The following is a 379-nucleotide window of genomic DNA, read 5'->3' on the forward strand; positions in this document are numbered from 1 at the left end:
GACCCCGGCCAACCCGAGCAGCGACACGACTCCGACGTTCGGCTTCGCCTCCACCGAGGCACCTGCCACCTACCAGGTCAACCTGGACGGCGGCGGTTGGGTCAGCGCCACGACTCCCCTGACGATCTCCCCCGCTCTCGCCGACGGCTCGCACACGCTGCAGCTGCGCGCGACCGACATCGTCGGCAACCAGGACGGGACCCCGGCTGCATACACGTGGCTCGTCGACGGCACGAACCCGACGGGCTCGATCACCTCGCCGAGCGACGGCGCCGATCTCGCGGGCACGGTCTCGCTGACGAGCAACTCGGCGGATGCGGGCAGCGGCGTCGCGACCGTCACGTTCCAGAGCTCCCCGGCGGGCACGAACACCTGGACA

1 protein-coding gene is annotated in these 379 nt (G+C 71.0%); it reads left to right on the forward strand.

Features of this window, described 5'->3' with window-relative positions:
- Positions 1–379: Ig-like domain-containing protein (locus I6F37_RS45225; RefSeq protein WP_225155161.1), on the forward strand; the 379-nt coding region annotated here is incomplete at both ends.

Origin of the sequence: Bradyrhizobium sp. NBAIM08 (genome assembly GCF_020193935.1) — a bacterium.
In the GTDB taxonomy this organism is placed as follows: domain Bacteria; phylum Pseudomonadota; class Alphaproteobacteria; order Rhizobiales; family Xanthobacteraceae; genus Bradyrhizobium; species Bradyrhizobium yuanmingense.